Genomic DNA, 26,976 nt, shown 5'->3' with positions numbered 1-26,976 from the left:
CGGCGGGGTGTCCGAAGGCGGCGGGGTGGTGTCGGTCGCGCCGGCGGTCGGCGACGGCGGCGGGGTGTCCGAAGGCGGCGGGGTGGTGTCGGTCGCGCCGGCGGTCGGCGACGGCGGCGGGGTGTCCGAAGGCGGCGGGGTGGTGTCGGTCGCGCTGGCGGTCGGCGACGGGCTGTCCGTCGGCGTCTCGGCGAAGGCAGCAGGCGCCGCGAGGAGCGCGGCAGGGGCTATGGCGGCCGTCGCTGCGGCGGCCGCCAGTACGCGGCGAAGCTTCATGAAGACCTCTTCTGGGTCCGTACGCACCGCCGTGGTGGGCGGCACGCGTGTGGAAGGCCGTCGCGGTGGGGCGCGGGATGGCCGTGCGTTTGCACGTACATGACCAACCCGATGGCCGAAAGGTTGCCTTCACGTTTGCTCACAGAACGGTCACAGAATCCACTGGGCCGAAAGAAAGCCCAGAGAAGGCAGAAAAGCAAGCGAAGGGCCCCGAGGGCGCCCGAGCGGGGCGGGCGCCTCCGGGGCCCTAGGCGGTCAGCACCGGCGTCAGGGCGGCGCCGGTGCTGAGGAGCGGCGCCGGGGGGTTGCGCCGCTGGCTTCAGGGGACCCAGCTACATGGGGATTGATCAGTGGTTATCAGGGGGCGTACGCCCGCGTGGTCGAACCAATGGCGGGAAGGGGAGGCGGGGCGTTTCCCTCTCTGCATCGTGGTGGATGCGGAGCATCGGGCGCAACCGTTTCGACCGGATACGGTCGGTCCCAGGCGTCCCCGGGACCGACCGTCCTTGAGGTGGTGACCGGGCTGCTGTCCCCTGCCGACCGGTCACCTCGCCGAGGCGAGGTCCCACGACGCGCACCGCCTGAATCACCGCAGGGGTCGCGTCTCATCGCCTCGGCGGATCTGAGCCACGCGTGGATTTTCCGGGCCGCTCCTGGCTGGCGCGGCACCGGGCTCAACGAGGACCCTCGCGGGCCGGTCACGTGGCGTACGGGTGACGACACCGGGCGCACCCGGCGGCGTACCCGTATCGCGGACGCCGTATCGCGGACGCCGTATCGCGGACGCCGTATCGCGGACCCCGTATCGCGGACCCCGTATCGCCGACCCCGTATCGCCGACCCCGTATCTCGGACCCCGTATCGCCGACCCCGTATCGCGGAAGCCGTATCGCGGACCCCTCGGACCCCGTGTCTCAGGCCCGGATATCAGGCCCGGCCCCGGCACAGCTCCAGCAGCGTCATGGCGAGGGTCGTACCGGGCTTGCCGAGCCCCTCCCGGTAGCGGTCGAGGATCTCCATCTCGCGGGAGAGCTGCACCCGCCGCCCGCCGGCCGCGATACGCGCCTCCTGGATGGAGGCCGAGACGGCCATCCGTTGCCGCACGAGATCCAGAATCCGCCCGTCGAGGGCGTCGATCCGCTCCCGCGCGCCGCTGATGACGTCCGTAGGGGCGTCCGTGACGTCCGTAGTGCTGCCGCTGCTCATATCCGTGTCTCCTGGTCTGTCGTTACGGAGCCCCGAAACCCGGCGGGAGACCCGGAGGAGAAAGACAGAGCGCCCCGGGCCTTGTCCGGCCCGGGGCGCCTGGGAAGTCGCTGTCAGTAGTTACGCAGCACGACCATGGCAGCCGGACGGGCCGGTGCCATAGGTAAAGACGAAGGTCATGCGCGTGGACATGGGATCGATTATGAGGCCGTTAGAATCGAAAGTCCAACCCTCCAGTTGCACCGCAAACCACCGCCGGAAGGCCGTCGAAGTGCCATCAGCGTCCCCTGCTGCCGCCCCCGACACCGTGCTGGTCGTCGACTTCGGCGCGCAGTATGCCCAGCTCATCGCCCGTAGGGTCCGCGAGGCCCGGGTCTACAGCGAGATCGTCCCGTCCACTATGCCGGTGGCCGAGATGCTCGCCAAGAAGCCGAAGGCGATCATCCTCTCCGGTGGTCCGTCGTCGGTCTACGCCGAGGGCGCGCCCACCCTCGACCGCTCGCTCTTCGAGGCCGGGGTCCCGGTCTTCGGCATGTGCTACGGCTTCCAGCTGATGGCCACCACGCTCGGCGGCAGCGTGGACAACACCGGGGCGCGCGAGTACGGCCGTACGTCGCTGACCGTCTCCAAGCCGGGCTCGACGCTCTTCGCGGGTACCCCCGAGCAGCAGCAGGTGTGGATGTCCCACGGCGACGCCTGCTCGGCGGCGCCCGAGGGCTTCACCGTCACCGCGTCCACCGACGTCGTGCCGGTCGCGGCCTTCGAATGCGACGAGCGCAAGCTGTACGGCGTGCAGCACCACCCCGAGGTGATGCACTCCACCTACGGCCAGCAGGTGCTGGAGCACTTCCTCTACCGGGGCGCCGGCCTTGAGCCGACCTGGACCACCACCAATGTGGTGGACGAGGCCGTGGCCGCGATCCGTGAGCAGGTCGGCACGAAGCGTGCGATCTGCGGGCTGTCGGGCGGCGTGGACTCCGCCGTCGCCGCCGCCCTCGTCCAGAAGGCCATCGGCTCCCAGCTGACCTGCGTGTACGTGGACCACGGCCTGATGCGCAAGGGCGAGTCCGAGCAGGTCGAGAAGGACTTCGTGGCGGCCACCGGCGTCCAGCTGAAGGTCGTCGACGCCGAGGAGCGGTTCCTGACCGCGCTCGCCGGGGTCTCCGACCCCGAGGAGAAGCGGAAGATCATCGGCCGGGAGTTCATCCGGGTCTTCGAGCAGGCCCAGGCCGAGCTGGTGGCCGAGGCGGGCGCGGCCGGCGAGGACGTGGAGTTCCTGGTCCAGGGCACCCTGTACCCGGACGTCGTCGAGTCCGGCGGCGGCTCCGGCACCGCCAACATCAAGTCCCACCACAATGTGGGGGGCCTGCCGGACGACATCGAGTTCAAGCTCGTCGAGCCGCTGCGCCGGCTGTTCAAGGACGAGGTCCGGATGGTCGGCCAGGAGCTCGGCCTGCCGGACGAGATCGTCCACCGCCAGCCCTTCCCGGGCCCAGGTCTCGGCATCCGTATCGTCGGCGAGGTCACCAAGGAGCGCCTGGACCTCCTCCGCGAGGCCGACGCCATCGCCCGCGAGGAGCTCACCGCCGCCGGTCTCGACCGCGACATCTGGCAGTGCCCGGTGGTCCTGCTCGCGGACGTCCGCTCGGTCGGCGTCCAGGGCGACGGCCGCACCTACGGCCACCCGATCGTGCTGCGCCCCGTCTCGTCCGAGGACGCGATGACGGCGGACTGGTCGCGCCTGCCGTACGACGTCCTGTCGCGGATCTCGACCCGCATCACCAATGAGGTCGACGAGGTGAACCGGGTGGTGCTGGACATCACCAGCAAGCCGCCCGGCACCATCGAGTGGGAGTGACCGCACCCCCGCCTTGATCGTCAACACCGACGCCGTCGCTCATTCGTTTGGGCGGCGGCGTCGTCGTTCCCGCTGGGTACGCTGGCCTTACAGGCGAGACTCCGTCCCATGGGAGCGACCATGAGCGCCGCACGCGAGTACGGGCTGGACGAGCAGTACGAGTGGGCCCGCCCGCCCGTTGGCGGTTGGACGGCGGACGACCTCGACCGGCTTCCGAATCTTCCTCCGCACACGGAGCTGATCGACGGGAGTCTCGTCCTCGTGAGTCCGCAGACCAGGTTTCACTCACGAGCGATGCGCCTGTTCGAGAACGCCTTGCTGGAGCAGGCACCGGACGCTTTGGACGTCGTCCGGGAGATGAGCGTCAAGCTCAACTCGAAGAACCGCCCCGAGCCGGATGTCTCGGTGATCCGCGCCGCCGCGAACACTGGGCCGCATCAGACCTGGTACGGCCCCGACGACGTCCTCCTGGCCGTCGAAGTCGTGTCGGAGGACTCCGAGGAGCGCGACCGCGAGACCAAGCCCCGCAAGTACGCGGCGGCGGGCATTCGGCACTTCTGGCGTGTGGAGGAGAACGATGGGCTCCCGGTCGTCCACGTCTACGAGCTCGACCTTGCCACCAAGGCGTACGGCCTCTCCGGCATTTACCACGACAAGCTCACCCTGAGCGTCCCCTTCCCCCTCACCATCGACCTCACCGCGATCAATCGCCGTCGGCCTTGACTCTGGCCTCCTGCGATACCCGGAGGTAGCTTCCGCTCGGAGTACCCCCCCGAGGAGTGAGCGCCGATGACGAGCCCGATGCCGATACCCAGGCCGACGCCCGAGCCGATACCGACCGACCAGCTGGCCATCACCATGCCGCCCCATCACACCTCCCATGACGCGGAGCGGCGCTATCGCAAGGAGCGGCTCGCCGCGGCGCTGCGCCTCTTCGGGCGGTTCGGCTACGAGGAGGGGGTCGCGGGGCACATCACCGCGCGGGATCCGGAGTTCACCGACTGCTTCTGGGTGAACCCCTTCGGGATGCCGTTCGGCCACCTCACCGTCAGCGATCTGATCATGGTCAATCAGGCGGGTCAGGTGGTCGAGGGCCGCTACCACGTCAACCAGGCGGCCTTCGTCGTTCACTCTTCCGTGCATCAGGCCCGTCCGGACGTCGTCTCCGTCGCGCACAGCCGCTCGATCCACGGCCGCACCCTCTCCACGCTCGGTGAGCCGCTGGAGCCGATCACCCAGGAGGTCTGCGCCTTCTTCGGGGATCACGCGCTCTACGACGGCGCCACGGGTGTCGTCGTGGACGAGGACGAGGGGCGCCGGATCGCCACCGCGCTCGGCGCGTACAAGGCCCTCATCCTGCGCAATCGCGGTCTGCTGACGGTCGGGGACTCGGTCGACGCGGCCGTGTGGTGGTTCCTCACGATGGAGCGGGCGTGTCAGACGCAGCTCGCCGCGAAGGCCGCGGGCAAGCCGGTCCTCATCGATGAGGAGAGCGCCGCGCGGACCCATGCGCAGCTGGGAAACGATCTTGTGGCGTGGATCAACTATCAGCCTCTGTACCTGCAGATCACCCGCGATGAGCCGGACCTGCTGAGCTGACACCCTCCGCCGTGCGGCACAATCCCCTCTCGACACGTATCAGTTGGCGCGGTGCCCGGGAACAGAACGGCAGTGCCGCACAAGAACGAGCGAACGACGGAGCGACCCTCGTGGCGGTGGAGACGGCGCAAGACGCCACGACGACGGAAGGGCACCCGCACGGGCCCGGCCACACAGGCTGTGAATGCCCCCAGGGCGCCCGTGAGGGCCATCGGAGGGCGGTGGCCACGTTCGTGGCCATGCGTGAGCGTTTCGCGGCCGGAGAGGGCCTTCCAGCGGCTCTCGCCCACTCCGCGGGGGCGTCCCGGCAGTGGGTCTCGGACGAACTGGCCCACGCGGCCCGTACGGTCGTCGACAGCGGCCGCGTCGAGAGCTCGGCGTGGCGCGACGCAGTGTGGCGGCGCACGCTGTTCGTGGTGTGGGGCGCCGTCGGGGCGCTGCTGATCGGGCAGCTGGCGACGGCGATCGGCGCGGGCTGGTCGGTCGCGCGTACGGCGGGGCTCGCCGCCGCCGTCGTCACCGCCGCGCTGCTGACCCTCGCCGCCCGGCTCCACCACGACAACGGCGGCCCGCTCGCCTCGCTCGTCGGCGAGGACAACCGCCTCTCCACCTCCCGCTCCGTGGCCGCCGCCTGGCTGCTGCTGGCGGTCTTCTCGGTGCTCGTCCTGGGCGTCGAGCTGGCCGTGGCCCCCGGCGACCGCGTGCGGCTGACCGACGGGCTGGCCCTCGGCCGCGCCGCCGGGCTGCTCACCGTCGCCGCGCTCACCTGTGTGGCCGCCGTGCTGGCCCGGCTCGTCGTCGCGGCCCGGGTGCGGGCACAGCGGCTGCAGAAGGTCCGGGCCGTGCGCCCGCGCGCCGCCGACCTCCTCACCGATGACGCGGGCTGCGGCAGCTTCGCCGACGCGCAGTACGTCGTCGTCCACACGGTCGCCCTCGCCTTCGCGGCGGTGCGGCTGGGGCGCGAGCCGTGGCGGCTGCCCGATCTGCCGTGGGGTCTGGTGCTGTTGGCGACCGTGTCGGTGATCATGTATCTGACGGGCAAGTACGCGGAGGGCGGCCGCCCCACCGTGCTGTCCGTCGTGCGCGTCCGCCCCGAGGAGGGCGGCTTCGACCGCGACGCCCCCATCCGCACCGGCGACGACATCGAGATCCGCGGCAACGGCTTCGTCCCGCCGGGCGCACAGGACCCCGACCGGCTCGCCAAGATGGTCGTCCGCATCGGCGCGGTGCACGTCCACGTCCCCCTGGTCCCGGTCGCCGGGGGCTTCAGCAACCCGACGGATACGGCGCTGACGGTGCCCGTACCGGTGGATGTGGAGCCGGGGCGGGTCGAGGTGCAGGTGGTGACGGCGTCGGGCGCCGAGACGAACCGCTACCCGATCGACGTCCTCGACTGAGTCCCGGCCGATCCTCGACCGACCTCGTCTGAGTCATTCCCGCCCTCCCCTCCGTATGGTTTGTTGAGTGGGCAACGGGAGAGGCGGGAGTCATGAGGCATGCGGATCGAATGGCCGGGTCGGGTACCGCGGGCAGCGGTGGCAGTGTGAACGGCGTGAACGGCGTGAGCGGCATAGGCGGCCAGCCCGCCGGGGTGCGGGCCGCGGCCTCCCACTACGCGCTGCTTCCGCTGCGCCTGTTCCTCGGCGTCACGTTCATCTACGCGGGGATCGACAAGCTCACCAACTCGGCCTTCCTCGCCGACACGGGCGCGGGCTCGATCGGTGAGCTGATGCGCCAGGTGCGCGACAGCTCGGCCGTACCGTGGCTGATCGACCAGTCCCTCAAGGACCCCACCGCCTTCGGCTACGCCATGGCCTGCGGCGAACTCGCCGTCGGTCTCGGCACCCTCGTCGGCCTGCTCTCCCGTCTGGCCGCCCTCGGCGGCGCGCTGATCTCCCTGAGCCTGTGGCTGACGGTCAGCTGGCAGTCGGATCCGTACTACTACGGCAATGACCTGGCCTATCTGATGGCCTGGCTCCCTCTGGGCCTGGCGGGGGCGCCGTATCTGTCCCTGGACGTGGTCCTCTCCAAGCGGCGTCGCAGGCAGGGCTCGCAGCTCTTCCTGTAGCGGTGCCTCAGGGCACGGCGGTGCCTCAGGGCACGGCGGTGCCTCAGGGCACGGCGGTGCCTCAGGGCCGGGCGGTGCCTCACGGCAGCCGCAGGCCGTCCCTCACATTGTTGAAGGCCGGGAGGTACTCGCCCCACTGTTCGGCCGGCGCGCTCACATAGATCGCGTACTCCTTGCCGCCCTCCTCGCCGAACGCGAGGTCGAGCGCCCGGAACCACCGCGCCTGGCCCTTGAACCTGAACTCCCACACCGCCGCCGGCTGCCCCCGGAACTTCGTCTCCTGGAGACGCATCCGCTGATACACCGGGTACAGCTTCTTCACATCCGCCTCGACGCCCTCCAAGTGCTTGACCTGATCGGCCTGCGCGAAGTCCAGGACGTTGATCGTCAGACGGGCCATCCTCGTGGGGTCGAGGTAGCGGACCTCCTGCGTGTGGTCGACCGTGCCCTCGGTGTCGGAGTCCGCCTGCCGGGTCCAGCCGTCGGGGACGGGGAAGGAGATGCCGAAGTCCTTCTCCTCGACCATGTGGTACCCGGCGGGGACCGGCGGCGGGGTGTACGGGGGCGTGGCGGACTGCGACGGCTTCGCCGCGGACTGCTGCCCCACGGCGTCCTTATGGCTGCCGTTGTCGAGGCCGAACACGTAGACGCCGCCCGCCACGGCCACGACCGCAAGGGCGGCCCCCGCCGCCGTCCACTGGGCCTTGCGGCCCTTTTTCGGCGCGGGTGCGGGCGTGGGAGTCGCCGGCGCGGGCGTGGACGCAGTGGCCGGGCCCGGCACGGACGCGGTCCCAGGCGCGGTCTCAGGCGTCGCCGGAGACGCGGACATGGACGCTGACCCGGACAGAGGCGGAGACGCGGGCGCGGGCGCCGGCGTCGGCTCCGGCCGCTGCCGCGTCAGGCTCAGCGTCTCCGTGAAGCTCGGCATCGCCTGCGCCCTTGTCTCGGCCTCCGACGCCGGGACCCGCAGCGCCCGTTCCGTCTCCTCGGCCGTCGGCCGCAGTTCCGGCTCCTTGGCCAGCAGGCTCTCGATCAGCGGTGTCAGCGCGCCCGCCCGCTTCGGCGGGTCGAGCGGTTCGACGGCGATCGCGTAACCGGTCTCGATCGCCGTGGTCTTACGGAACGGCGCCCGCCCCTCCACCGCCTGATAGAGCGTCGCCCCCAGCGCCCACAGGTCCGACGCGGGGCCGGGCTTGCGGCCCCTGACCCGCTCGGGCGCGATGTAGTCGATGGAGCCGACGACCTCGCCGGTCTTGGTCAGCGTCGAGGTGCCGGTGGCCATCGCGATGCCGAAGTCGGTGAGGACGACACGGCCTTGGGGGCCGAGCAGCACATTGCCGGGCTTGACGTCGCGGTGCAGCACCCCGGCCTCGTGGGCCGCGCGGAGGGCGGCGATCATGCCGCGGCCGATGCGGGCGGCCTCCTGGGGGGAGATCGCCCCGCCGTTCTTGAGGAGGTCGCCGAGCGTGGTCGAGGGCACGTACTCCATCACGATGCACGGCAACCCCTGGTCGTCCACGACGTCATGGACCACGACCACATTGGGGTGCGTGATACGGGCCGCGCTGCGTGCCTCGCGGCGGGTGCGCTCATACAGCGTCGTCAGCTCTTCCTCGCTGAGGTGCGGCGAGACATGCAGCTGCTTGACCGCGACCTGGCGGCCCAGCAGTTCGTCCTCGGCACGCCACACCGTGCCCATGCCGCCGCGGCCGACCTGCTCGACCAGCCGGTAACGCCCGGCTATCAGCCGCCCTACGTCTGACACCGCGGTCCCCTCCCGCTCCCCGGCCCGGCAGCCCTTCGCCGCTTCGTAACTCCGCCGCTTCCCGCATACGTTCGATGCGCCACGATAGCCGCCGCGGCCTCGGGGACGATCTCAGGGAATCCCCAGGGTTGTGCCGGATGTCGCCGGGCCCGCCGTCTTGCCACCATGGACGCATGACCGATGCACCCACGGTGGCGGACGAGGCCGAAGGCACGGCCGGTTCCCGCCGGACACAGCCGCCGCTGCGGCGAAGTCGTGACCATAAGGTGATTTCGGGGGTGTGCGGGGGGCTCGGTCGCTCCTGCGATGTGGATCCGGTGATCTTCCGGGTGGTGCTGTCGGTCCTCGCCGTCGCGGGCGGTCTCGGCCTGATCGTGTACGGCTTCTGCTGGCTGTTGGTCCCGCTCCACGGCGAGGAGGAGAATGAGGGGCGCAGGCTGCTCTCCGGGCGTGTGGAGGGGCCGGGGCTGACGGCGGTGCTCGTCGCGCTGGTCGGCTGCGGGCTGTTTTTGTCGATGCTCAACAACGACAGCGTCATGTCCTTCTCGTTCATGCTGGCCATCACGGCGGCCGGCGCGGGCTACTGGTCGCACCACCGCCGGCAGGCGGAGAGCGTCGGCGCCGTGGACCCGGCCACCGCCCAGGCGGTCGCGGACGCGCCCCCCGAGGCCAAGGCCCCGCCCACCCGCGGCGGTCCGGGCCCCTCCTGGTGGCGGGATCCGATCGTCAAGGACGGCACGACCGGGCCCGTCGGTTCCGAGTCCGGCTATCTGTGGGGGCCGGACGACGGGCCGTACGACCCGTCCGGCGACGCGGCACGGGCCGAGCGGGCCCGCCGGGTGCGGGACCGGGCGTCGATCGGCGGCTGGACGTTCCTGGTGGCCGTCACGGCCGCCGTGGTGGGGGCCCGGGTGGCGTGGCCCTCCCATCCGCTCGGCACCAGCCTGGAGATCGGGCTGGCGTGCGCGCTGGGCGTCTTCGGGCTGGCGATGGTGGTCAGCTCCCGCTACGGGCGCACCGGCCCGGGCACGGTGGTGCTCGCCGTATGGACGTGTGTGCTGCTGGCGGGCGCGGCGGCGCTCCCGAAGTCCGTCACCACGGACTGGGCGCTGCGCACCTGGGCACCGGCGTCGGTGGGGGCGGTGCGCGGGTCCTACGAGCTGGGCTCGGGCGTCGGCCGGCTGAAGCTGGACCGGCTGCCGTTGAAGCACGGCCAGACCGTCTCCACCCGGGTGGACGTGGGCGCGGGCAAGCTGGTGGTCACGGTGGACCGGGGCGCGCAGGTGAAGCTCACGATCGACGTCGGGCTCGGGGACATCCGGCTGCCGGGCGAGCACAAGGACGACATCGACATCGAGCCGGGCCGGGAGCGGAAGCTGACGCTGGAGCCGGTGGGCGGCCGCACGGCCCAAGGGACGGTGTCGCTGAACCTGGAGATCGGGGTGGGTCAGGTGGAGGTGGTGCGGTCGTGAGGCGGCATGCGTTCGAGCCAGGCAAGCTGGTGGCCGGGCTGGTGGTGCTGGGCGCGGCGCTCGCGTACGGGATGGACGCGGCCGGCCAGTGGGACGTACGCCCGCTGGTGCTGCTCGCGGTGGTGCTGGGCGGCCTGTGCGTGGCGGGCGTGGCGTCGGCTCTCACGTACCGAGCCCGCCGCCGCGCCCGTCGCGCCACGGAGCCCGACCTTCCCTGATCCCGCCCCCAGGGCCCCGCCCCTGACCCCGCCCGTGATCCCCCCAGGGCCCCGCCTTGCCCCTCGCCGAACCCCGGGCGGGGCGCAGGGCGGGGCGCTTTGGTGTGGAGGGGCGCACAACAAGGGCGACCCGGTGCTCCGGCGCATCGATGTGCCGGCCCTCATCAAGGCGGCCGAGAACGGCTTCCCCTCCTGGGTGTGGACCCTCCAGAACGTTCGGCACACGGTGGTGTTCGCCGGTTCGGCCCTTGTCCTGGCGGCAACGGTCATGGCCTGACGGGCTGGGCAGGGCTGGGCAGGGCTGCGGCGCGCGGGGTCGGGGAACCATCAGGGGCGACCCTGATGCCCCGGCCCCGCGGGCCATGTGACGATCGACCCATGACCGCCGCTGTGCCCCCCGCCGACCGCCCCGAGCCACCCCCGCGCAAGCTCTACCGCAGCGCCGAGGGCCGTCTGCTGGGCGGCGTGGCGCGCGGCCTCGCGGGCCATCTCGGGCTCCCGGTCTCCTGGGTGCGGATCGTGTTCATCGCGCTGTTCATGGCCGAAGGGTTCGGGGCCCTCGTCTACGCCCTCTTCTGGTTCATCGTCCCCCTCGGCGTCGGGGGCGTGGAAACGACGCCCGCCCGCCCCCTCACCGCCATCGGCCCCGACGGCCGCCGCCGGATCCTGGCCCGCAGACCGGACAAGGGCCAGGTCCTCGCGCTTCTGGCCCTCCTCATCGCCATGGGCATCTTCGTCCAGGGCTTCCAGCTCGGCCGGGCCAACACCTACATCTGGCCGCTGCTCCTCATCGGCGCGGGCGTCGCCCTCTTCTGGCGCCAGGCGGACAACGCCCGCCGCGCCCAGTGGGTCGAACTCAGCCGCAGCAAGCGGGTCCTGCCGCTGGCCCGTGCCGCGGCGGGGGTGGTCCTGGTGGGGGCCGGCGTCTCCGGCATCGTCGTCCTCCAGGGCTCGGCCAAGCATCTGGGGGCGGTGCTGCAGGCGGCCCTCGCCGTCCTGGTCGGCATCGCGCTGCTCGTGGGCCCGTATGTGGTGCGGATGACCCAGGACCTCTCCGAGGAGCGGCTGATGCGCATTCGCGCGCAGGAGCGGGCGGAGGTGGCGGCGCATGTGCATGACTCCGTGCTGCACACCCTCACCCTGATCCAGCGCAGCGCGGAGGACCCCCGCGAGGTGGCCCGGCTGGCCCGCGCGCAGGAGCGGGAGCTGCGCGCGTGGCTGTACAAGCCGGAGGGCACGGGCAAGGACGAGGCCGACGAGCCGGACACCCTCGCGGAGGCGGTGAAGAAGACGGCGGCGGAGGTCGAGGACTACCACGGCGTCCCCATCGAGGTCGTGATCGTCGGCGACTGCCCGTTGGACGAGAGGCTGGGCTCACAGATACAGGCGGCGCGCGAGGCGATGGTCAACGCCGCCAAGTACGGTGGCGAAGGCGGGGCCGTCCAGGTCTTCGCGGAGGTCGAGGGGGCCGCGGTGTTCATCTCGGTGCGCGATCGCGGCCCCGGCTTCGACGTGGACGCGGTGCCGGAGGACCGGATGGGCGTCCGCGAGTCCATCATCGGCAGAATGCAGCGGAACGGCGGCACGGCCCGGCTGAGATCGGCGCCGGACGGGGGCACGGAAGTGGAGCTGGAGATGGAGAGGGCGGCGACGACATGACCGACACGACCGACGGGACCGGAACGACCGGAACCCCCCGCGCGGCCGGCGCGGCCGCAGCGACCAGTGCGGCCGGTGTGACCGGTGCGGCCGGTGCGGCCGGTGCGGCCGGTGCGGGCGACGAGGCACCCTCGCGCCGCGTGCGCGTCGTGCTCGTCGACGACCACCGCATGTTCCGCACCGGTGTGCAGGCCGAGATCGGCGACACTGCCCGTACCAGCGTCGAGGTGGTCGGCGAGGCCGCCGACGTCGACCAGGCGGTCACCGTGATCTCCGCGACCCGCCCCGAGGTCGTGCTGCTCGACGTCCACCTCCCCGGCGGCGGAGGCGTCGAGGTGCTGCGCCGCAGCGCCTCGATGATGGCGGACGCCAACCGCCCGGTGCGCTTCCTCGCGCTGTCCGTCTCGGACGCCGCCGAGGACGTCATCGGGGTCATCCGCGGCGGCGCCCGCGGCTACGTCACCAAGACCATCACCGGCACCGACCTGGTCGACGCGATCTTCCGCGTCTCGGACGGCGACGCGGTCTTCTCGCCCCGCCTCGCCGGTTTCGTCCTCGACGCCTTCGCCTCCACCGACGCCCCGCCCTTGGACGAGGACCTGGACCGCCTCACCCAGCGCGAGCGCGAGGTGCTGCGCCTTATCGCGCGCGGCTACGCCTATAAGGAGATCGCGAAGCAACTGTTCATCTCGGTGAAGACGGTCGAGAGCCATGTCTCGGCGGTCCTCCGCAAGCTTCAGCTCTCCAACCGCCACGAGCTAACCCGCTGGGCGACGGCCCGCCGTCTGGTCTGAGGCGTGGCCCTAGGGGGCGCGGCCTGGAGGAAGCGGTTCAGGTCGTTGAACCCCTCGCGGATGAGGTCGAACAGCGTGTCGTCCGCCGACCCCTCGATCCACCGCTGCGAGGCGACACGGAAGGTCGCGATCGACGCCTCGGCGGCGAAGGCCGCCGCCGAGGGGGCGAGACCGCGCTCGCGCAGGCGCGCGTCCAGTGCGTTCGCCCACGATGCGAGCTTCATCAGCTCCCGCTCGCGCAGTTCCGAGGACTGCGCGATGACGCGGGCGCGCCGTGCCAGCCGCTGGTGACGCGGCTGCAACTCGCCGGCCAGCGCTTCCAGTCCGGCCAGAGTCGCCTCGAACGCCGTGGCGTCCGGCGGTGCCGATGCCACGCCGTGCACCAGCGTCTCCTGTAGCGCTGTCTCGTCGCCGAACAGCACTTCCGGGCGGGCGGTGGTGCGCGGAGCGCCGTCGCGGTCCGCGCCTGCGGGGCTCCTCCGGGGTGGGCGCGGGTGCGTGGCCGTCTGCTGGTCCGCTGGGGCTGGTTGGAGCATCGGTGCGGGTGGGCGTGGGCGGGGGGCTGCGTTGCCGTGTGCTGCTTTGGTGGGGGCTGGTGTGCTGCCGCCCGGGCGGGCGGTGGTGCGCGGAGCGCCGTCGCGGTCCGCGCCCTCCCTCCCCCCGTCAGAAAACGCTTGACCTGGCGCAACTATGTGGTCAAGCGAATTCGGGGGGTACGCCGTTGCCCCCACGGTTCCGCCGGACGGCGACGCAGCCTGCGCCCGCTCCCGCCCTGGCCGATGCTCTGACCAGCAGCCCCCACCGGCCCGTCAGACGGCGACAACCCGCGCCCGCCCCCCACCGGCACCGATGCTCCGACCAGCCCCCGCCAGCCGGCCGGTCGGCGACGCGGCCCGCGCCCGCGCCGCCCCCCACCGGCGCTCAGCCGGTGCGCACCATCGACTTCTTCGCCCGCTCGTACGCCGGCAGCATCGCCTCGTGCTCGTCCGTGTCCAGTCCGCCGAGGTGGAGGACGAGGCCGCCGTGCGGGGTCATGACGGCCAGGGCGCGCTCGCGCTTGGAATCACCGAGGGCTTCGGCGGTGTACGTGACCTCCGCAGCCGGCAGTTCACCGGCCTTGACCTCGCGGTACTCCGCGCCGCGAGGGGTGTTGCTCGCGGCGGCCATGAATGCCTTCAGCAGGGCCGTCGGCGTGCCTCCGGTGGCCGCTGGGCCCTTGGTGCCGGTCCAGACGCGCAGGAAGCCGATGTGGCCGGCGGGTTTGGCGTCGATCTCGCAGACGAGGGTGACCGGGCCCTGCTTCCCGAGCGGGCCGAGCTCAGGGTTGGCGGACACGTCCACGACCTCCGGCTTCCAGGACTTCTCCAACTCGAACCGCACCGGCAGCTCGCATGCCGTGCCCTTGTTGCCGAGCGTGCGGAGCGGTGCCGCTTTGACGCCTCCCTTGCCGCCCTTTTTGTTCTCCCCGTCCGAGGCCCACGAGCATCCCGTCAGCATCGCCGCCACGACCGCCGCCCTCACGACAACCCCACCCACACGCCGCATGTCGGTTTTCCCCCACCCATGTACACGAACATTCGAAAATTCGCCGCAGCTTAACCGATAGTCGTCATTGACGCTCCATGGCATGGCGCGAACAATAACCAGGCATGGGGATAGCTGACGACGAGTCATCCCTTCCCGTCGGAGTGACGGCTTCGGCCGCGCCGCTGGCCGACGGAGATCCGCCCCGCGTAGGCCCGTTCCGGCTGGTCGGACGGCTTGGGGCCGGGGGCATGGGGCGGGTGTACCTGGGAGTGTCGCGGGCCGGGCGCCCGGTCGCCGTGAAGCTCATACGGTCCGATCTCGCCGAGCAGCCGGCCTTCCGCCGCCGTTTCGCGGCCGAGGTCGCCGCCGCCCGCCGGGTACAGGGCGCGTACACCCCGGCCGTCGTGGACGCGGACGCGCAGGCCGAGCGGCCGTGGCTGGCCACCGCCTATATCGCCGGGCCCTCGCTCGATGACACCGTAAGGCGGGGCGGACCGCTGCCGCCGCCCGTAGTGCGGGCGTTGGCGGCGGGTATCGCCGAGGCGCTGGGGGCCATCCACGCCGCCGGTGTGATCCACCGCGACCTCAAGCCCGGCAATGTGCTGCTGGACACCGACGGCCCCAAGGTCATCGACTTCGGCATCGCCGCCGCGGTCGACACGACCCGTCTCACGGCCACCGGCGTCCACCTCGGCACGGTCGGCTTCATGGCCCCCGAACAGGCCGGGGGCAACCCCCTGACCGCCGCCGCCGATGTCTTCTCGCTCGGGTGTCTGCTCGCCTACGTCGCCACCGGCGTGGCCCCCTTCGGCGACGGCCCGCCGAGCGAGGTCCTGTATCGCGTCCTCCACGGCGAGCCCGACCCCACCGCCCTGGAATGCGGTGACGCGCGGCTGACCGAGCTGATCGCGGCCTGCTTACGCAAGGAGCCCGCAGAACGCCCCACCGTGGAGCAGATCGTCGAAGCCTGCGGTGACCACCGCCCCCGCCGCGACTGGCTGCCGGAACCCCTCGCCTCCCGGATCCACGGCCGCAACCCCACCCGTACCGGCCCCCGCACCCTCGGATGCCGCCGCGCCGCCGTCCCCGCCGGGCTCGGCGTCGCCGCCGTCGCGGTCGCCGTCGCCCTGACGGCGAACAGGTGCGGCGGCTCGGACGACGGTTCCTCGTACACCGCCGGATACCGGCACCGGACGCTCAGCCTCCCCGACTACGACCACTACATCGACCTCCCGGGCGGCAAGGTCGTCAAGGACGACACACGGTGGTCGCTGAGCACCAACAGTGGCGGCGACGGCAAGGGCGCCTTCGAGCTCCAGGGCACGACGGACGCGTACGTCTCGGGCAAGCGAGCGGTCACCCCCGAGCGCTGCGCCGACCGGATCGCCGCTCACCGGCCGCTGCGGGAGGCCGTGCACTTCTCCCAGGCTCCGGCCGGGCAGTGGTTCTGCGTGCGCGACCGTAGTACGGGCGATGTCGCCCTGATTGACGTCCTGGACACCGACTCCGGCGACTACACCATCACCGTCACGGTTGACTACTACCGTCACGCCGCTGGGCGCTGAGCGCGCCGAGCGCGGCAGGGTCCTGAAGGTGCACAGTAGAGATATGGGCCTTCGCCGGCGCCTCGCGGATCTGTGGCAGCCATGGCAACCGTCTCACGCCTTGGTGGCGATTCCCCTCGGGCTGATCGCAGTCATCACGATTATCGACTTGCTGGTCCCGACCTACATCCATCTCGGACCCCTGCTGGTCGTCGCCCCCGCCATCACGCCCTCGTTCGCCGGCCCCCGGACCACCGCAGTGGTCGGGGCACTGGCTGTGGCCGCCCAGACGGTCATCGCGGCGCTGCGCGGGGGGTTCACCGCCAACCACCAGGTGCAGATCGCAGCCATAGCGCTGATCTCGCTCTTCATCGTGCTCTACGCAGAAGGGCAGGAGCGGCGCGCGCGTGAGTTGGACCGGGTGCGGTCGGTGTCGGAGACCACACAGCGGGTCGTCCTGCGGCCGCTGCCGCACCGGATGGGCTCGCTGCGGGTCGCCTCCCTGTATCTGGCCGCAGAGGACGAGGCGCAGATCGGCGGAGACCTGTACGCGGCGACCAGGATGGGCGAGTGCGCGCGTCTGATCATCGGGGACGTCCGGGGCAAGGGCCTCATGTCCATCAGCGACGCCTCCTTGCTGCTGGGCGCCTTCCGCGAGGCCGCCCATCGATGCAGCGACCTGCTCGAACTCACCGAGACCCTGGAGAAAAGCGTCTGCCGGCACCTGGCCGAGCACCTCGACACCGAGCACATCGAGCACACCGAGGCAGACCAGGAACTCCAGGAGCACTTCATCACCGCCTTGATGCTCGACATCCCCGACGAAGGCACAGAGGCGAAGATGACCGACTGCGGACATCCGCCGCCCCTGCTGCTGCACGAGGGCAAGGTGATCACCCTGAACCCCACCCACCCCGCCCCTCCGCTGGGCATGTGCGAACTGCCGAGGGTCGGCTCCACCAACCTCGACACATTCGAGTTCGAGGACGGCGACACGCTCCTGCTCTACACGGACGGTGCCATCGAGGCCCGCTCCAGCGACGGGACCTTCTACCCGCTCGCCGAACGGGTCCAGCAGTGGAGCAACAGCGGCCCCGAGGCGCTGCTGCATCACCTCCGCCGTGATCTGCTCGATTACGTCGGCGGGCGGCTGGGCGACGACGCCGCCATGGTGGTCATCCAACGGTCGCCGAAGCTCCAGCCCGCCCATCAGCTGAAGAAGATCATGTCGGTCGACGGCAACCACCGCCCCACGGACGGCGAACGGGAAAGGTCTCTCACGGGAGGGACGCGCCCATCACGATCTTGAGCTCGAACCACACCGTCTTGCCGATGCCGCACGCGCGGGGCTGCGCGTCCCACTCGTCGGCGAGTGCGGCGATCAGTGCGAGACCGCGTCCCTACTCGTCCTCCGACCTGGCCTGCCGCAGCTGAGGATGGCGATGAGCGAGAGCGCGACCGGCTGCTTGGTCGGGCGGGTAGTTGGTCTTGCCGCCGAGGAGGTAGTCGTACACGCGTGCCGAGTGCGGGACGTCGGTGCGCAGATCGATCGCGGGCTGGGCGAACTCCGACGTCGACGACATCCAGTCCGTACCTGACACTTCGCATACGCCCGATCGTCGAGTTGAGCAACTGGCTGACGTGCTGTGGCGGTTCCTTGTCGTAAGCGGTTACCAGGCGGGCAAGACCAGCCCCTCAGGTCGCTCGCGGGCGCGGCGCCCGCCAACTCCAACACCCACTGAGCGAGACCCGTTTCACCCAGTAGATCGGTGAAAAGGCGCGGGAACCAACCTCGGGGTGGTGTGCGTCCAGGCCCGGAGATCGAATCGTGCAGAGGGGAACTCGAGATGAGGATTCGCAAGCCGCACACGGCCGTACTGACCGGCGTGGTGGCGGCTGTAGGGCTGCTGGCCGTCGGGTGCGGGAGCCTTGAGGACTGGAAGGCGGACTCGTCCGGTGACCGGCACAAGACGGCGAAGAGGGGCATCGCCAGGCCGGAGGGGGACTACCGGTCGACTCTCACGCTCAGTGACGGCCGTAAGGTCACCGTCCGCCTGGTGCGGGGCACGGGCGTGCAGGAGCGCCACCAGGACGCCGACTCCACGACCTGGAGCGCATGGCGCACCCTCTACAAGACCGACACCGACCTCTGCCAGGGCGTTGACCTCGCCGAGGTCAACGGCACCGTCTCGCTGATCGCCGACTTCGGCCTCTACTGTTCCGACGGCGAACCCCCGACCGAGTCCGTGGCCGGTGTGGGCACGGGCGAACTGACGGACTGGGGCATCGACATCACCAAGGACTTCGACGGCTGGGAGAACGCCTCCATCAACGACGACGGCAGCGAGGTCGAGTTCCTCTACGACAGCGACGCCGGGCCCTACTCCCTCCGTTGGGAACAGGGCGAGGGCTTCGGGAAGATCGTGACCCCGGAGGGCTGAGCTTCGGCGTCGGGGGCCGAGCGCTCTTTCCAAGGAACGGGTGGGTTGGTACAACCCACCCACCCATGACTTTTCGTGACCGACCTGCCACGGGCGGTTGCGGCGCTCTAGCGTTCGCAACAACAAATCGACCCCGGCCGGTGCGCCAACACCATGCCGGGGTCTGACCTACAAGATCGAAAGAGACTCGATCCGTGGCTTCTCATGACCTTAGCGTCGCCCCGCGTCCGCACGCACACCCCATGGCCAACCCCGGCTTCGGCAAGCGCGGCGCGTCCGGCCAATCCCCTCGTCGCGCCGACGACTTCGCACATCTGCCCAGGCGTGAAGCGGCCATCGCCGCGTACATCGACCGCCTCCCGGACGGCGCGGCCATCGACGCCAAGACGCTCGCCAAGTTCCTGGGCGATCGCCCGTAACCGCCTTGAGGCCAAGATGCCGCCCGAGCCCGCCGTGGAACCGCGGCCCGAGATCGTGATCCGCCGCCTCCTGGAATGCACGGACTGCGGCCGCCCCGGCCCGCCGGCCGCCCTGCCGGGCGGTCTGTGCCGCGCCTGCCGAGGCGACACGGCCCCGCCCGAGCCGACGGCCGGCCCCGACGTCCACTCCTGGGCCGCCCGCCTACGGGCTGCCGCCCGAACCTCATAAAAGGAGACGCGCATGACCTTGCCAGACGCACCCCCCGATGTCGGGGCACCATGGGGGCGAGGAGGCGAATCCATGACCCCCAGCACCGCTGACCGGCCGCAGATGCGCATCGAGGAATTCGAGCAGCTCGCCCGCACGGCGCCGGAAACCGTGACGCTCGAATTCATCAGCGGAAAGCTAGAGGTCAAGCCCGTGCCGGACGGGGATCACGACGAGATCATCATGTGGGTCCAGGAACAGTGCATGCAGCACCGCCCGGATTTGCGGCTGTACCGGGAGCGGGGCCTGCAGACGGAGGGTTATCGGCGGGGACGTGCTCGCCCGGATGGGGCGCTCGCGCCTCGTAAGCACTTCGCGGGGCACGGAGAGTGGTCCGACCCGAAGGGGGTCGTGATGGTCATCGAGGTCACCTCGCGCGATGGGGACACGAACCAGCGTGACCGCGTGGACAAGCGCGACGGTTACGCGGCGGCTGGTATCCCGGTCTACCTCCTCATCGACCGGGACGACTGCACGGTCAACGTCCACGCTGAGCCGGAGGACGGCAAGTACCGGAGTTTGACGTCGCGGCCCTACGGCGCGGTGATCGAGATTCCCGATCCGGTCGGGATCACCCTCGAGACCGAGGAGCTCAAGGACTACGCCTCGTGAATCACCGGGCCAGCCGACACCACGATTGGCGTGTCCCGCCTGCGGCGGGCCGGGCTCGCCGACACGCACCTTCGAAGCGGCAGGCGACGCTGGGTCTGCTCTCCCCGGTGGTCACGATTCCCGTCCTCGCTCTCGGCTTCTCCCTGGCGTTCGACGGCCTGAGCGCACCCGCCGTGATGGCCGCGCTCCTGGTCTCGTGGTGCCTTCCCGTGATCGCTGCCGTCCTGCTCGCCCGATCGGCCGCGCGACTGCGCGAGCGGGTCCAGTAGGAGTTGAGCCGGTAGGAGTTGAGCCGGACAGGCCCTACGCGGGGCGGGCCGCGCCCGCGAAGGGCATGTCGGTGATGGAGGCCATGCGGACAGGGGCGCCGGGGTGGGGGGCGTGGATCATGCGGCCGTTGCCGATGTAGAGGCCGACGTGGCTGATGCCGGAGTAGAAGAAGACCAGGTCGCCGGGGGCCAGCTCGGCGCGGGAGATGCGGTGGCCCGCGTTGATCTGGGTGTAGGTGGTGCGGGGGAGGGAGACGCCGGCGGCGCGCCAGGCGGCCTGGGTGAGGCCGGAGCAGTCGTAGCCGTGCGGACCGGTGGCGCCCCAGACGTAGGGCTTGCCGAGGGCCGTGTAGGCGAAGGAGACGGCGCGGGCCGCGCGGGTGGTGGCGGGGGCGGGGTGATGGGTGGTGGTGCGGGCCGCCGGGCGTTCGGGGCGGGTTTCCCTGGCTTCCAGGCGCTGCCGCTGCTCGCGGGTCAGGCGGTCGAGGAGGCGGTCGGCGGCGGCGAGCTTCTTCTGGATGGCCTTCTTGTGGCGGGCGGCCGCCGCCTGGGAGGCGCGCATCTGGTGGAGGCGGTCGGCCGCCTCGCCGCGCAGGGTGCGCAACTTCCCCTTCTGGCGGCCGATGCTCGCGATCGTGGCGGCCTGACGGTCGCCCGCGCGGTCGGCGAGCGAGGCGCGTCGGAGGTACTGGTCGGGGGAGGAGGACAGGGCGAGCTGGAGGGTGGGGGCGACGGTCCCGGAGCGGTACTGGGCGGTGGCGAAGGCGCCAAGCGCGTTGCGGGCGGCGTTGAGGCGGGCGGTGCGGCGGGCGGCCTCGTCGCGTAAGTCGTCGTACGCCTCACGGGCCTTGTCGGCCGTGGTCTTCGCGCCGTTGTACTTCTCGGTGGCCTCCTCGGCCTCCCGCTGGTAGCGGTCGACCTTGGCCTTCACCTGAGCGGGGGTGGGACGGTTCTCGGCGTACCCGGTGCCGCCCAGGAGGGTGGCGGAGGCGGCGCCCGTGAGGGCGAGGAGTGCGGCCGTGCGGGCGGTGGTGCCGGCGAGCGAACGCTGCTTGGGCTTCGGATGCGGGCTGTGCGACGCCACTGCGGCGATTCACCTTTCCTCGGGGGAGCGGACAGGCGGCAGTCCGCCCATGAGGCGGGGACCCTCGGTTGACGGGAAGCGGACTGCCACCTGGAGGAGGAAGTTAGGGCGCGCGGTGGGGGCGGTGCGGTGCGATGAACGGGAGTGGACAGATTTCGTCGCTGTGGTGGCCGTGGCTGATCGTGCGGTGTGCGGGGCGGTGAGGAGCGGGGGGTGGCTCTGACCGAAGCGGTGATCGGGGCCAACCCGAGTGCGGGGCGGTGATATGCGCGGGGCTAATCTCCGAGCCATGGACGTACTGATTCATGTGTTCGTCGGTCTGCACATCGTCGGCATCGCCGCGCTGCTCGGGGGCTTCCTCACGCAGATGAAGGCGATGCGGTCGGGCGAGGCCCGGATGGTCCCGGCGATGCTGCACGGGGCGCTGACCATGCTGGTGACCGGGGTGGCGCTGGTCGGCCTCAACCAGGCCGAGGACAACAGCCTCAACACGCTCAAGATCGGAGTGAAGCTGGCGCTGCTGATTGTGATTCTGGGCCTGGTCTATGTGAAGCGGGACGAGGAGAAGGTGGAGCCGGAGGTCTTCGGCGCGGTGGGCGCCCTCACGACGGCGAACATCTTCATCGCGGTGCTGTGGACCTGATCGTCCGCCTCTGAGCGACAGATAGCGGCAGATAACGGACTGATACCACGTGCAACCCTTTGCACTCGCGAGCTGTCTTCAAGAAGACCAAGACAGTTCGGAGGGAGTGGCAATGGGGGTAGTGGGGGCAATCAAGAGCCGTCGGGGGCGCCGGGCGGGGGCCGCGCTGGGGCTGATGGGCATGGTGGTGCCGCTCGCGATGGCCGCCGCCAGTCCGGCACAGGCCGCGACGGCCGCACAGCCGACATCGGCCGCGTCGTCGTGCACGACCAGCACCGGCCCGTACCAGAAGCAGGCCGAGAAGTTCCTCGGCCGCCCGGTCGACGGGCGGCAGTCACGAGCGGACTGCCTGGCGATCCAGAAGTTCCAGATCAACCACGGCATCAGCCCGACCATCGGCTACGCGGGCCCCGTCACCTGGGGCGTCATGAGCCTCATCAACACCCAGAAGGCGGCGCTACACGATCCGAACGCGGCGAGAAAGTGCCCGACGAACAAGGGCCGTATCGCCTGCGTCGATCTCACCCGGCAGCTGAGCTGGGTCCAGGACGGCTCCCGGCTGGTGTACGGGCCGGTGCCGGTGCGCACCGGGCGCGACCGGTACGAGACCCGCACCGGGCTGAAGAAGATCTACTGGCGGGACATCGACCACTGGTCGACGCTCTATGACGTCGCCATGCCGTACAGCCAGTTCTTCGACGGCGGCGAGGCGTTCCACTCGATCGCGGGGAGCGTATGGTCCCCGCCCGGCTCCCACGGCTGCGTCAACATGCGCTCGGCCGACGCGAAGAAGTACTGGAGCCTGCTGAAGAACGGCGACGATGTGTACGTCTACGGGCGCAAGCCCGGCACCTGAGCCGATCCGATCCGAGCTGAGCCGATCCGATCCGACCTGATCCGACCTGATCCGACCTGATCCGATGGTGCGGCTGCCCGGCGCCCGGGCAGCCGCACCGCGCACTACGCCGGCCGTACGCTTCCGTAGATCGGCATCTCGGTGATCGGAGCCTCCTTCACCACATCACCCGGCTTGGGCGCGTGGATCATCATCCCGTCGCCTGTATAGAGCCCGACATGGCTGATGTCGTCATAGAAGAAGACCAGGTCGCCCGGCTGGAGGTCGGACGTCGAGACGCGCGTACCGGCCTTCACCTGGTCCCAGGTCGTGCGCGGCAGCGACACCCCGGCGGCCTTCCAGGCGGCCTGGGTCAGCCCTGAGCAGTCGTAGGAGTTGGGGCCGGTCGCGCCCCAGACGTACGGCTTGCCGAGCTGCGACTTCGCGAAGGCGATCGCCTGGGCCGCCTTGGTGCTGTTCGAGGGGGCGGAGGGGGCCGACGGCGTGGAGGGGGTCGTCGAGCCGGAGCCGGAGCCGGAGCTGTCGTTCTGCTCCTGCTGCTTGCGCTCGGCCGCCGCCTTCCGCTGCTTCTCCGCCAGCACGGCGGCCTTACGGCGGGCCTCCGCTTCCTTCTTCTTCTCGATCGCCGCCAGCCGCGCCTTCTCCTTGGCGGTCAGATTCGCCAGCAGCCGGCGGGCCTCGGTCAGCTTGTCCTGGACGGACTTCTTCTGGGTCCTCAGTTCCTTCTGCGACGAGGTCAGCGAGGCGAGGCTCTCGGTGGCCTTACCGCGCTCCTTGGCGGCCTTCGTCCGCTGCGCCTCGAAGTCGTCGACGGCCTTCTTCTGCTTGCCGCTCATCCGGTCCATCAGATGGGACTGGTCGAACATGTCCTGCGGATCGTTGGAGAACAGCAGGGCCGCGGCGCTGGTGGCCATGCCGCCGTCGCGGTACTGGGCGGCGGCGTAGTTGCCGAGCGTGCGCCGCGCCTCGTTCAGCTTCTCGGTGCGCTGGGCGACCTTGTCCAGCAGCCGGTCGACCTTGACGCGCTGCTGGTCGGCGCGCTCCTTGGCGGCGTTGTAGCGCTGAGTGGCGGTTTCCGCCTGGTGGTAGAGGGTGTCGACCTTCTCTTTGACCTTCTCGATCGACTGGGTGGCGGCCGGCTTGTGATCGCCGGGCACGGCGTTCGCCGTCTGGGAGAGGAGCGTGACGGAGGCCAGGGCGGCGGTGGTGACCCCGACAGCGGTACGGCGGCCCTGACCGGTGAGCGAGGCCGATATCCGGGTCCGCGGCTTGCGGTGCGACGCCAAGGGTGGCGACTCCTTCCGTGGACCGCCTACCGGGTTAGCTGTCGGGTTCGGGCGGTTCGGAAGGTTGCCCTACGGCTCGTACGACTGACACGCATGGTGCCGTCGCGCGGGCCGATTCACCCCGGTGTTGCGTTGTGGGTCCCCGGCTCCGGCTGCCGCGTCTCACGACGGGGCCGGACTCGGCGGAGGCTGCCCGTGTCGACGCGGTCGCCGACGGGTGTACGGGCTGCCTGACGGAGGACGGTAACCAACTCGTGGTGCTCTTGTGAAGGCTGGTGGTCGTATTGCCCGAAACGACCCGGCGACTGGGCGCCAGGGCCGCCCCGGGGCCCGCCCCGCCCCCGGCCGGCGCCGGGCCCTGCGCCCCGGCGGCGAGGCCGCGGCCCTCTCCACCGGCCCTCGACTTGCACCGGCTGAGCCCGCTGCGTCGGCTGCGGTCGGCGCCGGGCCCCGCGCCGCTGGAGGCGGGGGCCGCCGGGGGCCTTGGGGGCTCGGGGCCCTCTCCGTCGGCCTCGGTCGGCCGGCCCCGGCCGCGCCGGGGGCGGGGGCGGCGGCGGGGCATCCGCCGCCGGGGCCGCTCGGTTCGTGATATCCGCGCGTACGGTGTCGGTGGGGCGGCTTAGACTCGGTGAGCGATGAGCAGCCTCTTTGATGACAGCTTCCTGGCGGACCTCGGGCACTCGGACGAGGAGCCCCCGCCGCCCGAGGACCGTGAGGGTCCCGCGGACCACGGCCCCGCAGGTGGTGAGGGCGTGCCGCACCACCTCTTCGGCACCGGCTTCGACGCGCCCGTGCCCAGAGAGGCGTACTACCGGGACGGCGCGGCGCGCCCCGCCGTGGACCCGTCCGCCCTGCTCGAGGGGATGAACGAGCAGCAGCGGGCCGCCGTGGAGCACACCGGTGCGCCGCTGCTGATCGTCGCGGGCGCCGGTTCCGGCAAGACCCGCGTGCTCACCCACCGCATCGCCTATCTGCTGGGCGCGCGCGGTGTGCACCCCGGGCAGATCCTCGCCATCACCTTCACGAACAAGGCGGCGGGGGAGATGAAGGAGCGGGTCGAGCAGCTGGTCGGCCCCCGGGCCAACGCCATGTGGGTGTCGACCTTCCACAGCGCGTGCGTCCGCATCCTGCGCCGCGAGTCGAAGAAGCTCGGCTTCACGTCCTCGTTCTCGATCTACGATGCCGCCGACTCGAAGCGGCTGATGGCGCTCGTCTGCCGGGATCTGGATCTCGACCCCAAGCGGTTCCCGCCGAAGTCCTTCAGTGCCAAGGTCTCCAACCTGAAGAACGAGCTGATCGACGAGGAGACCTTCGCCGGGCAGGCGGCGGACGGTTTTGAGAAGACCCTCGCCGAGGCGTACGCCATGTACCAGTCGAGGCTGCGCGAGGCAAACGCCCTCGACTTCGACGACATCATCATGACGACGGTCAATCTGCTCCAGGCGTTCCCGGACGTCGCCGAGCACTACCGCCGCCGCTTCCGCCATGTCCTCGTCGACGAGTACCAGGACACCAACCACGCGCAGTACACCCTGGTGCGCGAGCTGGTGGGCACCGGTGAGGAGGCCGGCGAGCTGTGCGTCGTGGGCGACGCCGACCAGTCGATCTACGCCTTCCGGGGCGCCACGATCCGTAACATCCTCCAGTTCGAGGAGGACTACCCGGCCGCGCGGACGATCCTGCTGGAGCAGAACTACCGCTCGACCCAGACGATCCTGAGCGCGGCCAACGCCGTCATCGAGCGCAATGAGAACCGCCGCCCGAAGAACCTGTGGACCGAGGCGGGCGCCGGAGCCACCATCACCGGCTATGTGGCTGACACCGAGCACGACGAGGCGCAGTTCGTCGCCGATGAGATCGACCGGCTGACGGACGCGGGCGACGCCAAGGCGGGAGACGTCGCCGTCTTCTACCGGACCAACGCCCAGTCCCGTGTCTTCGAGGAAGTCTTCATCCGGGTCGGGCTGCCGTACAAGGTCGTCGGCGGGGTGCGCTTCTACGAGCGCAAGGAGGTCCGCGACGTCCTCGCGTATCTGCGGGTGCTGGCCAACCCCGAGGACACCGTCCCGCTGCGCCGGATCCTGAATGTGCCCAAGCGCGGCATCGGGGAGCGCGCGGAGGCGATGATCGACGCGTTGTCGCTGCGCGAGAAGATCACCTTCCCGCAGGCGCTGCGCCGGGTCGACGAGGCGTACGGCATGGCGGCCCGCTCGGCGAACGCGGTCAAGCGGTTCAACACCCTGATGGAGGAGTTGCGGACCATCGTCGAGTCGGGGGCGGGCGCCGCGACCGTCCTGGAAGCGGTGCTGGAGCGCACGGGCTATCTGGCCGAGCTCCAGGCGTCCACGGACCCGCAGGACGAGACCCGCATCGAGAACCTCCAGGAGCTGGCGGCCGTGGCCATGGAGTTCGAGCAGGACCGGGGCGAGGAGAACCCCGGCACGCTCGCGGACTTCCTGGAGCAGGTCGCGCTCGTCGCCGACTCCGACCAGATCCCGGACGAGGACACCGAGGGGTCGGGCGTCATCACGCTGATGACGCTGCACACGGCCAAGGGGCTGGAGTTCCCGGTCGTCTTCGTCAGCGGTATGGAGGACGGGGTCTTCCCCCATATGCGGGCGCTCGGCCAGACCAAGGAGCTGGAGGAGGAGCGGCGGCTGGCGTATGTCGGGATCACCCGGGCGCGCGAGCGGCTCTATCTGACGCGCTCGACCTTGCGCAGCGCATGGGGACAGCCCGCGTACAACCCGCCGTCCCGCTTCCTGGAGGAGATCCCGGACCAGTATGTGCAGTGGCGGCGCACCGGGCCGGCCACGCCGTCGGCGTCGATGGGCGCCGTCGCCTCGACCGCGTCGGGGCTGTCGTCGTCGCGCTCGCGGGCGGGGGCCAGCGGTTTCGCGACCCGGCGGGCGAAGGAGCGCCCGGTGGTCTCCCTGGCCATCGGCGACCGGGTCACGCACGACTCGTTCGGCCTCGGCACCGTGGTCGGTGTGAAGGGCACCGGGGACAACGCGGAGGCGACGGTCGACTTCGGTGAGGAGAAGCCGAAGCGGCTGCTGCTGCGGTACGCGCCGGTCGAGAAGCTGTAGCGCTCGTTCGTGTGACGTCGGCT

Annotated in this window: 27 protein-coding genes and 1 riboswitch; of the genes, 20 read left to right on the top strand and 7 right to left on the bottom strand. The window is 70.9% G+C overall.

Features of this window, described 5'->3' with window-relative positions; all coding sequences use genetic code 11:
• Nucleotides 1-379, top strand: a 379-nt coding sequence (locus ABZS71_RS09730) for a hypothetical protein (protein ID WP_356208647.1), incomplete at its 5' end; no start/stop codon positions are given.
• A gap of 824 nt (nucleotides 380-1,203) precedes the next feature.
• Here ABZS71_RS09730 and ABZS71_RS09725 read toward each other — a convergent pair.
• Nucleotides 1,204-1,482, bottom strand: a complete 279-nt coding sequence (locus tag ABZS71_RS09725) for a chorismate mutase (RefSeq protein ID WP_356208645.1) — start codon at nucleotides 1,480-1,482, stop codon at nucleotides 1,204-1,206.
• A 271-nt stretch (nucleotides 1,483-1,753) separates the two neighbouring features.
• On the opposite strand from ABZS71_RS09725, the gene guaA reads away from it, so the two are divergent.
• The 5 genes from guaA (at nucleotide 1,754) to ABZS71_RS09700 (ending at nucleotide 7,007) form a co-directional block, all read left to right on the top strand.
• Nucleotides 1,754-3,340, top strand: coding sequence for a glutamine-hydrolyzing GMP synthase (guaA, locus tag ABZS71_RS09720; RefSeq protein ID WP_355845008.1), 1,587 nt, complete (start codon nucleotides 1,754-1,756; stop codon nucleotides 3,338-3,340).
• A 120-nt stretch (nucleotides 3,341-3,460) separates the two neighbouring features.
• Nucleotides 3,461-4,063, top strand: a complete 603-nt coding sequence (locus ABZS71_RS09715; RefSeq protein WP_356208644.1) for a Uma2 family endonuclease — start codon at nucleotides 3,461-3,463, stop codon at nucleotides 4,061-4,063.
• Between the two features lie 78 nt (nucleotides 4,064-4,141).
• A complete protein-coding gene (locus tag ABZS71_RS09710; RefSeq protein WP_356208709.1) occupies nucleotides 4,142-4,939 on the top strand; it encodes a class II aldolase/adducin family protein in 798 nt (265 codons plus the stop codon).
• 110 nt (nucleotides 4,940-5,049) lie between these two features.
• Nucleotides 5,050-6,336: a hypothetical protein gene (locus ABZS71_RS09705; protein ID WP_356208643.1), complete on the top strand. Its 1,287-nt coding sequence runs from the start codon at nucleotides 5,050-5,052 to the stop codon at nucleotides 6,334-6,336.
• A gap of 92 nt (nucleotides 6,337-6,428) precedes the next feature.
• Nucleotides 6,429-7,007 (top strand): DoxX family protein, encoded by a 579-nt coding sequence (locus ABZS71_RS09700; RefSeq protein ID WP_356208642.1) that lies wholly within the window; start codon nucleotides 6,429-6,431, stop codon nucleotides 7,005-7,007.
• Between the two features lie 79 nt (nucleotides 7,008-7,086).
• Here the strand turns inward: ABZS71_RS09700 and ABZS71_RS09695 are convergent, their stop codons facing one another.
• Complete coding sequence (locus tag ABZS71_RS09695; protein ID WP_356208641.1) at nucleotides 7,087-8,772, bottom strand: serine/threonine-protein kinase; 1,686 nt, start codon at nucleotides 8,770-8,772, stop codon at nucleotides 7,087-7,089.
• Between the two features lie 173 nt (nucleotides 8,773-8,945).
• Here ABZS71_RS09695 and ABZS71_RS09690 point away from each other — a divergent pair, with 173 nt between their 5' ends.
• From ABZS71_RS09690 to ABZS71_RS09670, 5 genes are all read left to right on the top strand, one after another.
• Nucleotides 8,946-10,244 carry a PspC domain-containing protein gene (locus tag ABZS71_RS09690; protein ID WP_356208640.1) on the top strand — a complete coding sequence of 433 codons (1,299 nt, stop codon included), beginning with the start codon at nucleotides 8,946-8,948 and terminating at the stop codon, nucleotides 10,242-10,244.
• Nucleotides 10,241-10,462, top strand: coding sequence for a hypothetical protein (locus ABZS71_RS09685; RefSeq protein ID WP_355844991.1), 222 nt, complete (start codon nucleotides 10,241-10,243; stop codon nucleotides 10,460-10,462). Before ABZS71_RS09690 ends, ABZS71_RS09685 begins: the two co-directional genes overlap by 4 nt.
• A 133-nt stretch (nucleotides 10,463-10,595) precedes the next feature.
• Entirely contained in the window at nucleotides 10,596-10,739 is a 144-nt protein-coding gene (locus ABZS71_RS09680; protein WP_356208639.1) for a hypothetical protein, read from the top strand.
• Nucleotides 10,740-10,840: 101 nt separating this feature from the next.
• Nucleotides 10,841-12,121 (top strand): PspC domain-containing protein, encoded by a 1,281-nt coding sequence (locus ABZS71_RS09675; RefSeq protein WP_356208638.1) that lies wholly within the window; start codon nucleotides 10,841-10,843, stop codon nucleotides 12,119-12,121.
• Nucleotides 12,118-12,915, top strand: a complete 798-nt coding sequence (locus ABZS71_RS09670; RefSeq protein ID WP_356208637.1) for a response regulator transcription factor — start codon at nucleotides 12,118-12,120, stop codon at nucleotides 12,913-12,915. The genes ABZS71_RS09675 and ABZS71_RS09670 overlap by 4 nt, the downstream gene beginning before the upstream one ends.
• Here ABZS71_RS09670 and ABZS71_RS09665 read toward each other — a convergent pair.
• Nucleotides 12,858-13,298: a hypothetical protein gene (locus ABZS71_RS09665; protein ID WP_356208635.1), complete on the bottom strand. Its 441-nt coding sequence runs from the start codon at nucleotides 13,296-13,298 to the stop codon at nucleotides 12,858-12,860. The genes ABZS71_RS09670 and ABZS71_RS09665 overlap by 58 nt on opposite strands.
• Before the next feature lie 538 nt (nucleotides 13,299-13,836).
• The gene (locus ABZS71_RS09660; RefSeq protein ID WP_356208633.1) at nucleotides 13,837-14,460 is read right to left on the bottom strand and encodes a lipoprotein; all 624 of its coding nucleotides are present in this window, start codon (nucleotides 14,458-14,460) and stop codon (nucleotides 13,837-13,839) included.
• Nucleotides 14,461-14,564: 104 nt separating this feature from the next.
• Between ABZS71_RS09660 and ABZS71_RS09655 the strand changes: the two genes are divergently transcribed.
• Together ABZS71_RS09655 and ABZS71_RS09650 are read left to right on the top strand one after the other, a co-directional pair.
• Nucleotides 14,565-16,007 (top strand): serine/threonine-protein kinase, encoded by a 1,443-nt coding sequence (locus tag ABZS71_RS09655; RefSeq protein WP_356208632.1) that lies wholly within the window; start codon nucleotides 14,565-14,567, stop codon nucleotides 16,005-16,007.
• 148 nt (nucleotides 16,008-16,155) lie between these two features.
• Nucleotides 16,156-17,295 (top strand): PP2C family protein-serine/threonine phosphatase, encoded by a 1,140-nt coding sequence (locus ABZS71_RS09650; RefSeq protein ID WP_356208630.1) that lies wholly within the window; start codon nucleotides 16,156-16,158, stop codon nucleotides 17,293-17,295.
• A gap of 91 nt (nucleotides 17,296-17,386) precedes the next feature.
• Here the strand turns inward: ABZS71_RS09650 and ABZS71_RS09645 are convergent, their stop codons facing one another.
• Entirely contained in the window at nucleotides 17,387-17,569 is a 183-nt protein-coding gene (locus ABZS71_RS09645) for an SAM-dependent methyltransferase (RefSeq protein ID WP_356208628.1), read from the bottom strand.
• 264 nt (nucleotides 17,570-17,833) lie between these two features.
• On the opposite strand from ABZS71_RS09645, the gene ABZS71_RS09640 reads away from it, so the two are divergent.
• From ABZS71_RS09640 to ABZS71_RS09625, 4 genes are all read left to right on the top strand, one after another.
• Complete coding sequence (locus ABZS71_RS09640; RefSeq protein ID WP_356208627.1) at nucleotides 17,834-18,427, top strand: hypothetical protein; 594 nt, start codon at nucleotides 17,834-17,836, stop codon at nucleotides 18,425-18,427.
• 194 nt (nucleotides 18,428-18,621) lie between these two features.
• Nucleotides 18,622-18,846 (top strand): hypothetical protein, encoded by a 225-nt coding sequence (locus tag ABZS71_RS09635; protein ID WP_356208626.1) that lies wholly within the window; start codon nucleotides 18,622-18,624, stop codon nucleotides 18,844-18,846.
• 301 nt (nucleotides 18,847-19,147) lie between these two features.
• Nucleotides 19,148-19,726 carry a Uma2 family endonuclease gene (locus tag ABZS71_RS09630; RefSeq protein WP_355844958.1) on the top strand — a complete coding sequence of 193 codons (579 nt, stop codon included), beginning with the start codon at nucleotides 19,148-19,150 and terminating at the stop codon, nucleotides 19,724-19,726.
• A gap of 107 nt (nucleotides 19,727-19,833) precedes the next feature.
• Complete coding sequence (locus ABZS71_RS09625; RefSeq protein WP_356208625.1) at nucleotides 19,834-19,995, top strand: hypothetical protein; 162 nt, start codon at nucleotides 19,834-19,836, stop codon at nucleotides 19,993-19,995.
• Between the two features lie 34 nt (nucleotides 19,996-20,029).
• On the opposite strand, the gene ABZS71_RS09620 is transcribed toward ABZS71_RS09625, so the two are convergent.
• On the bottom strand, nucleotides 20,030-21,079 hold the full coding sequence (locus ABZS71_RS09620; protein WP_356208623.1) for an NlpC/P60 family protein: 1,050 nt from the start codon (nucleotides 21,077-21,079) through the stop codon (nucleotides 20,030-20,032).
• A gap of 289 nt (nucleotides 21,080-21,368) precedes the next feature.
• Here ABZS71_RS09620 and ABZS71_RS09615 point away from each other — a divergent pair, with 289 nt between their 5' ends.
• Nucleotides 21,369-21,722, top strand: a complete 354-nt coding sequence (locus tag ABZS71_RS09615) for a hypothetical protein (protein WP_355844950.1) — start codon at nucleotides 21,369-21,371, stop codon at nucleotides 21,720-21,722.
• Between the two features lie 181 nt (nucleotides 21,723-21,903).
• Complete coding sequence (locus tag ABZS71_RS09610) at nucleotides 21,904-22,578, top strand: L,D-transpeptidase (RefSeq protein ID WP_356208707.1); 675 nt, start codon at nucleotides 21,904-21,906, stop codon at nucleotides 22,576-22,578.
• 104 nt (nucleotides 22,579-22,682) lie between these two features.
• Here the strand turns inward: ABZS71_RS09610 and ABZS71_RS09605 are convergent, their stop codons facing one another.
• Entirely contained in the window at nucleotides 22,683-23,864 is a 1,182-nt protein-coding gene (locus ABZS71_RS09605; RefSeq protein WP_355844948.1) for an NlpC/P60 family protein, read from the bottom strand.
• A 7-nt stretch (nucleotides 23,865-23,871) separates the two neighbouring features.
• A riboswitch (cyclic di-AMP (ydaO/yuaA leader) is annotated at nucleotides 23,872-24,034 on the bottom strand.
• Between the two features lie 465 nt (nucleotides 24,035-24,499).
• Here ABZS71_RS09605 and pcrA point away from each other — a divergent pair.
• Nucleotides 24,500-26,953 (top strand): DNA helicase PcrA, encoded by a 2,454-nt coding sequence (gene pcrA, locus ABZS71_RS09600; RefSeq protein ID WP_356208622.1) that lies wholly within the window; start codon nucleotides 24,500-24,502, stop codon nucleotides 26,951-26,953.
• Nucleotides 26,954-26,976: the final 23 nt, after the last annotated feature.

The sequence above is a fragment of the Streptomyces sp. NPDC005393 genome (assembly GCF_040606675.1).
Classification (GTDB): Bacteria; Actinomycetota; Actinomycetes; order Streptomycetales; family Streptomycetaceae; genus Streptomyces.
The sequence above is the reverse complement of the archived record's forward strand: the minus strand, read 5'-3'. Positions and strand labels throughout refer to the sequence as shown.

Coding starts and splice junctions, on each gene's coding strand:
- ABZS71_RS09710 (WP_356208709.1), top strand. CDS start 4,142: ATGCCGATACCCAGGCCGACGCCCGAGCCGATACCGACCGACCAGCTG.
- ABZS71_RS09630 (WP_355844958.1), top strand. CDS start 19,148: ATGACCCCCAGCACCGCTGACCGGCCGCAGATGCGCATCGAGGAATTC.
- ABZS71_RS09655 (WP_356208632.1), top strand. CDS start 14,565: ATGGGGATAGCTGACGACGAGTCATCCCTTCCCGTCGGAGTGACGGCT.
- ABZS71_RS09640 (WP_356208627.1), top strand. CDS start 17,834: ATGAGGATTCGCAAGCCGCACACGGCCGTACTGACCGGCGTGGTGGCG.
- ABZS71_RS09715 (WP_356208644.1), top strand. CDS start 3,461: ATGAGCGCCGCACGCGAGTACGGGCTGGACGAGCAGTACGAGTGGGCC.
- ABZS71_RS09700 (WP_356208642.1), top strand. CDS start 6,429: ATGAGGCATGCGGATCGAATGGCCGGGTCGGGTACCGCGGGCAGCGGT.
- ABZS71_RS09660 (WP_356208633.1), bottom strand. CDS start 14,460: ATGCGGCGTGTGGGTGGGGTTGTCGTGAGGGCGGCGGTCGTGGCGGCG.
- ABZS71_RS09725 (WP_356208645.1), bottom strand. CDS start 1,482: ATGAGCAGCGGCAGCACTACGGACGTCACGGACGCCCCTACGGACGTC.
- ABZS71_RS09645 (WP_356208628.1), bottom strand. CDS start 17,569: ATGTCGTCGACGTCGGAGTTCGCCCAGCCCGCGATCGATCTGCGCACC.
- pcrA (WP_356208622.1), top strand. CDS start 24,500: ATGAGCAGCCTCTTTGATGACAGCTTCCTGGCGGACCTCGGGCACTCG.
- ABZS71_RS09610 (WP_356208707.1), top strand. CDS start 21,904: ATGGTGGTGCCGCTCGCGATGGCCGCCGCCAGTCCGGCACAGGCCGCG.
- ABZS71_RS09615 (WP_355844950.1), top strand. CDS start 21,369: ATGGACGTACTGATTCATGTGTTCGTCGGTCTGCACATCGTCGGCATC.
- ABZS71_RS09690 (WP_356208640.1), top strand. CDS start 8,946: ATGACCGATGCACCCACGGTGGCGGACGAGGCCGAAGGCACGGCCGGT.
- ABZS71_RS09670 (WP_356208637.1), top strand. CDS start 12,118: ATGACCGACACGACCGACGGGACCGGAACGACCGGAACCCCCCGCGCG.
- ABZS71_RS09675 (WP_356208638.1), top strand. CDS start 10,841: ATGACCGCCGCTGTGCCCCCCGCCGACCGCCCCGAGCCACCCCCGCGC.